Origin of the sequence: Burkholderia sp. SIMBA_051 (genome assembly GCF_046534915.1) — a bacterium.
Lineage (GTDB): Bacteria > Pseudomonadota > Gammaproteobacteria > Burkholderiales > Burkholderiaceae > Burkholderia > Burkholderia ambifaria.
Genome location: NZ_JAWRXS010000838.1, coordinates 1 through 238, shown reverse-complemented (window position 1 = coordinate 238; position 238 = coordinate 1). Strand labels below are relative to the sequence as shown.

At 55.0% G+C, this 238-nt stretch carries 1 protein-coding gene; it reads right to left on the bottom strand.

The window, feature by feature from the left end:
- Positions 1 to 238 (bottom strand): VWA-like domain-containing protein (locus tag SB771_RS36805; RefSeq protein WP_410722260.1); only part of this gene is annotated, 238 nt, incomplete at both ends.

Below are 238 nucleotides of genomic sequence, written 5' to 3'. Positions count from 1 at the left end.
CGGCCTGCACTGCATGTCGGTGAAGATGATAGCAGCGGTCGGATTTTCCTCCAACATATCTCTACGTACGCACTCGAGATGCGTGCCGCCACGACCGATGATCTCGATCTTCTCGAACGGGTCATCCTCGCCCCACGTGTCTGTGCGCTGGATCCGGGTGTCAAACTGGACGATCGACAGCTTCTCCGGGTTGTACGTTTCTTTCACAAACTTGAGTTCAGATCCGAAACGCACGATG